At 64.8% G+C, this 6,924-nt stretch carries 6 protein-coding genes and 1 pseudogene; 2 read left to right on the top strand and 5 right to left on the bottom strand.

The features are described from left to right. Window positions 1–24: 24 nt before the first annotated feature. The 4 genes from Q427_RS23560 to Q427_RS23575 all read right to left on the bottom strand — a co-directional run bounded on the left by Q427_RS23560 (window position 25) and on the right by Q427_RS23575 (window position 2,192). Window positions 25–339, bottom strand: a complete 315-nt coding sequence (locus tag Q427_RS23560) for a YqjK-like family protein (protein WP_043517705.1) — start codon at window positions 337–339, stop codon at window positions 25–27. After that, a complete protein-coding gene (locus Q427_RS23565; RefSeq protein WP_043517707.1) occupies window positions 323–736 on the bottom strand; it encodes a phage holin family protein in 414 nt (137 codons plus the stop codon). Before Q427_RS23565 ends, Q427_RS23560 begins: the two co-directional genes overlap by 17 nt. After that, on the bottom strand, window positions 736–1,068 hold the full coding sequence (locus Q427_RS23570; protein WP_043517709.1) for a DUF883 family protein: 333 nt from the start codon (window positions 1,066–1,068) through the stop codon (window positions 736–738). The genes Q427_RS23565 and Q427_RS23570 overlap by 1 nt, the downstream gene beginning before the upstream one ends. 98 nt (window positions 1,069–1,166) lie before the next feature. After that, a complete protein-coding gene (locus Q427_RS23575; protein ID WP_043517711.1) occupies window positions 1,167–2,192 on the bottom strand; it encodes a phospholipase A in 1,026 nt (341 codons plus the stop codon). 142 nt (window positions 2,193–2,334) lie between these two features. On the opposite strand from Q427_RS23575, the pseudogene mscK reads away from it, so the two are divergent. Further along, window positions 2,335–5,768 (top strand): annotated as a pseudogene (gene mscK, locus Q427_RS23580) (mechanosensitive channel MscK). Here the strand turns inward: mscK and Q427_RS23585 are convergent. Continuing rightward, window positions 5,765–6,538, bottom strand: a complete 774-nt coding sequence (locus tag Q427_RS23585) for a TlyA family RNA methyltransferase (protein ID WP_043517714.1) — start codon at window positions 6,536–6,538, stop codon at window positions 5,765–5,767. The pseudogene mscK and the gene Q427_RS23585 sit on opposite strands and share 4 nt — an antisense overlap. Window positions 6,539–6,639: 101 nt before the next feature. Between Q427_RS23585 and Q427_RS23590 the strand changes: the two genes are divergently transcribed. Further along, window positions 6,640–6,924 (top strand): AbrB family transcriptional regulator (locus Q427_RS23590; RefSeq protein WP_197030800.1); only part of this gene is annotated, 285 nt, incomplete at its 3' end.

Below are 6,924 nucleotides of genomic sequence, written 5' to 3' on the forward strand. Positions count from 1 at the left end.
CAGCGATGTCGTGTGCCGCCTGTCTCAGCGGAACTGATTGAACAGCCGGCGTGCGCGATTGAGCAGCAGGGCGCCGGCAGCGATGCGCTTGCCGGCACGAACCAGCGAAGTGGGATGTCGGGCACTCTGCAAGACAGCAAGGCCGCCCGCGGCGAGCATGACACCCCTGAAGCGCATCAGGGAGTGCCAGCCATCGTCGAGGGGGCGGCTGGCTTCGCGCCAGCGGCTGGACTCCACCAGGATATCGATCCGTTGCTGCTCGATGGTCGCAAGCAGCTTGGCCTTGCGTTCGGCCCGGCTGGGGGGCTGGTCCTGCTGTCGCTTAGCGGCGCTCGTCACGGGGGCTCTCCACCTGGTCACGGTCCACCAGGTCACGGTCGGTGGCCAGTTGGGCCAGCGTCTCTTTCAGCAGGGTATGGCGGCGGGCCAGGCGTATCACCAGCAGGGCGAGCAGTAGGCCTCCGCCCAGCAGTACGGCGGCACTGATCGTGATGGCAGCCAGTCGGTGGGTGTCCCAGAAGATGACTACCACCAGTAGCATCAGCATGGCGAGGCCGAGCAGCATCAGCAGCAGGCTCAGCCCGGAGAGCAGCAGCAGGGTAAAGAGTCGTGCGCGTTCTTCTTCCAGCTCGAGTACGACGAGACGCATGCGCGTCTCGCCGGCGGCAATCAAGCTGCTTAGCAGCTGCTTGCCCGCGCTGAACAGCCGTTGTGCCGGTCCCTGGCTCGACGCCATCAGCGACGCCCGATAAGCATGCCGATGACGATGCCGGCGGCAGCGCCAAGTCCGACGCTGGTCCAGGGGTTGTCGTGAACGTAGCGGTCACAGGCATCGACCTGATGAGTGACGGAATCACGCGCTTCGTCGTAGAGCCTCTCGCCACGAGATTCGAGCCTGTCGCGGGTCTCTTTCAGGCGCTTTTCGGCGCGCTCTCGCAGCTCCTTGATGTTGCTCCGGGAGTCGTCCGCGGTGGCGCTGACCATTTCCTCGATGGTCTGAGTGAGGTGGTGAAGGTCTTCCTTGAGCTGTCGTGTGGTGTCGTCGGTACTGGGAGTGCGAGATGCCATGACGGTCTTCCTTTGACGATGAATGACAGGCTCAGCATAGCATCCGCTGGGGCGACTTCAATGCACTTCATTCTGGCCGGGGGCGTGCGAGGCTATCGTCAGCGAACGCTGCCACTGCCGGAAAACATCGGGTTGAGGCTGAACCCGAGGCTCAGGCGGTGGTTGCGATGGTCGTAATCGATCATGCTTTCGCCATAGCCATAGAAATACTGGACATGTCCGCGAATGTTGCCAAAGAGGGGCCAGGAGTAATCGACCTGTGAGCCCATGTTGCCTGCGCTGGGATTGCCGCGCACCATCAGGCTGGCCTCCTGATCGCCGTTGATTCGCCGTGCCACGGTGACATCGCCATAGCCCATGTAGCGGTCGATGTCGGGGTTGTCATCACTGGTCTGAGATTCCGGGAAGCGCCAGTGCGGGGCGACGGCGACCGCCCAGTCGCCGCGCTGGAAGACGCTCTCCAGGTAGGCGCGGTTCCAGCTGCGTGACAACGGCTCGGAGCGTCCATTGGAGAGGTGGTTGAGGGCGAAGCGGTTGCGGGTGTTGGTCCAGCCGAGCATGCGCCAGTTGGTGTCCAGGTCGAGGAAGATCTCCGGCTCATAGTTGGTTTCCCGGAAGGGGGAGGAGGCATCGGTATTGTAGGCCTGCCACCAGCTGCGCTGGGTAAAGGCGAAGTAGAGATCGCCGGTGTCACCGAACAGGTCTTCGAGAATGTTGACCTTGGCGCTGAACTGGAACTTGACCTCCAGGTCGTTGGGGCCGTTATCGGCCGAGATGTTACCAAAGGCCGGATGATTGGGGTTGGTGGTGTAGCTCAGGGGAAAGAGGTAGTTGCGCCGATGGGTCGTGATGGCGAAAGGGTTGCGGGTCGACTCGCGCTCCAGCTGGCGACGCTGAGCCATCTCTTCCTGCACCACGTCATCCGGGTCGGCCGCCATCTCGGGATCCTCGGGGAGTGTTTCCAGCTGACGCTGAAGGTTATTCAGTTCACTGGACAGGGCTTCGATGCGGCTTTCCAGGGCCTCTCGCTCTATATCTCTCTGGGGGATGTCTTGGGCCAGGGCAACAAGCGGCAGCACTCCCAGCAGACTGGCACCGACGAACAGGATGGAACGAATGGTCATGAGGGCAACTCGAAGCGAGGCATTTGAGACCTGTTTCTACCATGACCCCGGCGCAAGTCAACCGCTGGCGACAATCATTGCCAAGTTCGTTCAGTAGGCCGAGAATCGTGGCGGGCAGGGGGCCCTTGTCAAAGAGGATATCGTGTACGCCATTTCCGTTTCTGCCGGCGCCATCCGGCCCACTCTCCTGGCGCTCTGCCTGTTGATCGGCGCTTTGCTGCTGCCGGGAGCGACGGCAGGGGCCGATGATGCCCTGCCCGATAGAGCGGCGGTGGAGGCGCGCCTTGACGAGCTTCGCCCGGAGGAGGGGGAGGGCGTCAGCGACGCAGCTCAGCGCGATATCGAGGCATTGGAGGCGACGCTGGAGGCGCTGGAACAGCTGGCAGGGGTCGAGGAGCGCCTAACCGCTCTGGAGCAGCGTCTCGAAGAGGCCCCTGGCGAGCTGATACGCCTCGAGCGGGAGATCCTGCAGGAGGAGGAGGCCGCACGCGATCGCTCGGCCACCGAACTGGATGACCTCCCGCTGGATGAGCTCGAGTACCGCCAACAGGAAGCGGTGTTCGAGCTGCAGCAACTGCAGGATCGTCTGGCCGAGGTCAATACGCAGCTGCTCTCCGCCCAGACGCTTCCCGAGCGGGCCCAGCAGGCCATCGCCGATGCCATGCAGGCAGCGGAGAGCTCCCGACGTGCTCTGGATGCGCTGGAGGGAGAAGGGTTGACCGATGAGGCGCCTCAATTATGGCAGCGCTTGGTCGAGCGGCGCCTGGCCGAGCGTTCCCTGCGTCTGCATCAGCGCCAACTGGGCAGCAATACCCGGCTGCGTGAGCTGGCGCAGCAGCGGCGTGATCTGCTGACACAGCAGGTGACCCGGCAGGAGACTGAGCTGGCCATGCTGCAGAGTGTCATCGACCGGAAGCGTCGGCTGGCCTCGGAGCAGGCCATTGCCGATGCCGCCCGGGACGACCCGCTGCTCGAGGCTGGCCACCCGGTCCTGGAGCGGGCGCAGCAGGTCAACCGTGAGCTTAGCCTGGAGCTGCTGCGGGCCAATGACCGCATCAACGGCTTGGTGCGGGAAAGCCTGGCGCTACGTAGTCAGCTCGACCATGTGCGACAGCTGCAGCGCAGCCTCAATGAGCAGATCGATGCGATCCGCGGCAGCCTGCTGCTGTCGCGCATTCTGCGTGAGCAGCGCCGCTCTCTGCCCCAGGTGGATGCGCGTCGTGACCTTCAGGATGAAATCGCCGACCTGCGCTTGCGCCAGTTCGATCTCGTGCGTCAGCGCGATATGTTGCGCCAGGGCGAGCGCCTGGCCAACCAGCGTCTGGAGGAGGCGGGGGTGGAGGTGACGCCGGCGCTGATCGAATCGCTGCAGCACCTTTACCAGTCGCGTCGGGAGCTGGTGGATCAGCTCGAACAGAGCTATGGCAACCTGTTGAGTTCGGCCATCGAGTTCCAGCTCAACCAGCAGCAGCTGCTGGAGACATCAATAGAGCTGCGCACCACCATTGACGAGCAGCTGTTCTGGATCGCCAATACCCGCCCGCTGGATTTAGCCTGGTTCCGGCAGCTGCCGGCAAACCTGGTACTGGAGTGGCAGGTGGGCGAGTGGCGTGAGGCACTGCCGCATCACTGGCGGATCCCGGAGGTCAAGGCGCTGGTCGGGCTGCCTTTCCTGCTGGTGTCGCTGGCGCTGCTGTGGTCACGGCGACGCATCCAGCGCCGACTGGCGACACTGCATGAGCAGATAGGCCGCCTACGCAGCGATTCCCAGGGCCATACGCCTCAGGCGGTCGCGCTGAACGCGCTGCTGGCGCTTCCCGGCCCCCTGGCCCTGGGTGGCTCGGTGCGGCCCTGATCGCCGATGGCCAGGGCATCGCCTCGGGGTTGGGGCTGGCGTTCTGGCACCTGGCCCTGGCCTGGGCGTTCATTGCCTGGTCGCGGCGACTGCTGGTTCGGGATGGCGTGGCGACCAAGCACTTCTATTGGCCGGCGGGCTATGTCGCCCGGCTGCGTGAGCTGCTGCGATGGCTGGGTCTGGCACTGGTGCCGGTACTGCTGATTTCCACTTTGGCCCTGGATGGCGAGATCAGCCTCACCTCGCGCCCCCTGGCGCTGACGTTGCTGCTCGGCGGCCTGCTGGCCATGAGCGTGCTGCTGGCGCGCCTGATCATGGCCCATACGCCGTTCTTCGGGGTCAAGCTGTTCCGCTTGATTCTAGGGCTGGTCTTGGCGGCGGTCCCGCTGGCGCTCATCGGCCTGATCGTCTCCGGCTACGAATACACGGCACTCAGCCTGATAGGGCGTTTCGTCATCACGCTCTACCTGCTGGCCATGTGGATACTGGTCGAGGCCACGGTAGTCCGTGGGCTGGCGGTGGCGGCTCGGCGGCTGGCCTTCAAGCGAGCACTGGCCCGGCGGCGTGCCCAGGTGCAGGAGGGGGCCGAAGGCGGGGTCGAGGTGGTGGAGGAGCCACCGCTGGACATGGAACAGATCAACCAGCAGTCGCTGCGTCTCTCCAAACTGATTCTGCTGATCGGCTTTGCGCTGCTGCTCTATCTGGTCTGGTCGGATTTGCTGACGGTGCTGGGCTACCTGGAGCGGGTTGCCATCTGGGAGGCGTCCGATGGCGTAGGAGCGGACCTGGTCACCAGCGCCCTCTCGGTGGCTGATATCCTTACCGCAGTGCTGGTCTTCGGCTTCACGCTGATGATGGCGCGTAACCTGCCCGGTCTGCTGGAGGTGATGGTGCTGTCGCGGCTGGAGCTGAAGCAGGGCAGCGCCTATGCCATCACCTCGCTGCTCTCCTACACCATCGTCGGCACCGGTCTTATCGTGGCGCTGGCCACGCTGGGGGTGGCCTGGAGCCAGCTGCAGTGGCTGGTGGCGGCACTGGGCGTGGGGCTGGGCTTTGGCCTGCAGGAGATCTTCGCCAACTTCGTCTCGGGCCTGATCATCCTGTTCGAGCGACCGGTGCGCATCGGCGACACCATCACGCTGGGCAATCTTACCGGCACGGTAAGCAAGATCCGCATACGGGCCACCACGGTGACCGACTTCGATCGCAAGGAGATCATCATACCCAACAAGACCTTCGTCACCGACCAGCTGATCAACTGGTCGCTGTCGGATACGATCACACGGGTGGTACTCCGGTTCGGCGTGTCCTACGGCTCGGATCATCGTCTGGTCCACCAACTGCTGCGCCAGGCGGCTGACGAGAATCCCCGCGTGCTGGCAGAGCCTGAACCGCAGGTGTTCTTCATGGATTACGGCGAGAGCACACTGAATTTCGAGCTGCGTATCTTCGTCAACGCCCTGGGCGATCGGCTCTATGCCACCGACGAGATCAACTGTCGGGTGGGGGAGCTGTTTGCTGAGCACGAGGTGGATATCGCCTTCAACCAGCTCGAGGTATGGCTGCACCGCCCCGGCGGCGAGGCGAAGAAAGTGCAGAGTCTCACGCCCGCTCAAAAGCGTGATACCAACCACCCACCACCTGGCGCGGGGGGCGGTGATCCGGGCGATATCGATCTCGGTGATGGTGGCGGAGATGGTGGTGGAGATGGTGGGCGTTAGTCGTCCTCAGCTCGCACGGCGCGCAGCAGGAACTCCCTGTTGCCATCGCCGCCAAGCAGGGGGCTCTCCTGCCAGTGGAGGATACGGAAACCGGCGTCGTCGCAGGCGCTGCGCAGCCGCGTTTCCACGGCGAGTTCGCTTGCCGGGTCCTTCACGATACCGCGGTCGTCGACGCCTCCCGGGCCGAGCTCAAACTGCGGCTTGACCAGGCTGAGCAGTTCACCGCCGGGGCGCAGCAGGCGGGAGAGCTGCGGCAGGATCAGCGTCTGGGAAATGAAGGAGACATCCATTACCGCCATGTCGGGCGCCTCGGCGCCCTGTGCGGCCAGGGCCGCATGGAGTCGCGGTTCGTCGGCCATGGCCCGGGCGTTGAGCCCCTCCAGGCAGGTGACCCGTGGTTCGCCGCGCAGTTCGGGGTCCAACTGACCGTGGCCCACCTCCACGCCGACCACATGGCGGGCACCGAAGCGCAGCGCGCAATCGGTGAAGCCGCCGGTGGACTGGCCCACATCCAGTATCAGCCTGCCCGCGAGATCGAGCCCCAGCGCCTCGATCAGTGCCTCGAGCTTGAGCCCCGCCCGCGATACATAACGCTCCTCGGGATCCTCGGTCACCTTGAGGCGGCAGTCTTCGGCGAGCTTTTCGCTCGGCTTGTCGAGCACACGGCCGCTGCTGGCCACGCTGACACGGCCGTTGCGGATCAGTCGCTGGGCCCGGGTGCGCGAGCGGGCGAGGCCCTGGCTGACGAGTAGCTGGTCGAGGCGGGGCATGGGTGTCTCCGGCAGGAAGAGGGTGGCAGGGCGGCGGGCAACAAGGCAGGCCGCCATTATGGCATACTCATTCCGTTAGCCGGTTAACAGAAGGGTGGGGAATGGGGCGCGCAGCAAGCAGGGCATTGGCCAGGTCATTGGGCATTGGAGCGCTGGGCGGGCTCCTTTTCCAGCTTGCCGGCCTGCCGCTGGCCTGGATGCTGGGACCGCTGGTGGCCAATCTGCTGGTGTCGGCGCGGGGTGTCGATGTCCGGGTTCCCGAAGGCCTGCGCGAGACCTTTCTCGGGGTGCTGGGGCTGGCGCTGGGCAGCCAGGTCACGCCGCAGCTGGCCGAACGGGTGCTGGACTGGCCTCTGTCCGCGGCGCTGCTGTTGCTCGGCGTGGCG

This window comes from Halomonas sp. BC04 (assembly GCF_000568385.1).

Excerpts from the sequence above, each read along its gene's own strand:
- Q427_RS23565 (WP_043517707.1), bottom strand. The coding sequence starts at position 736 with ATGGCGTCGAGCCAGGGACCGGCACAACGGCTGTTCAGCGCGGGCAAG.
- Q427_RS23570 (WP_043517709.1), bottom strand. The coding sequence starts at position 1,068 with ATGGCATCTCGCACTCCCAGTACCGACGACACCACACGACAGCTCAAG.
- Q427_RS23575 (WP_043517711.1), bottom strand. The coding sequence starts at position 2,192 with ATGACCATTCGTTCCATCCTGTTCGTCGGTGCCAGTCTGCTGGGAGTG.
- Q427_RS23585 (WP_043517714.1), bottom strand. The coding sequence starts at position 6,538 with ATGCCCCGCCTCGACCAGCTACTCGTCAGCCAGGGCCTCGCCCGCTCG.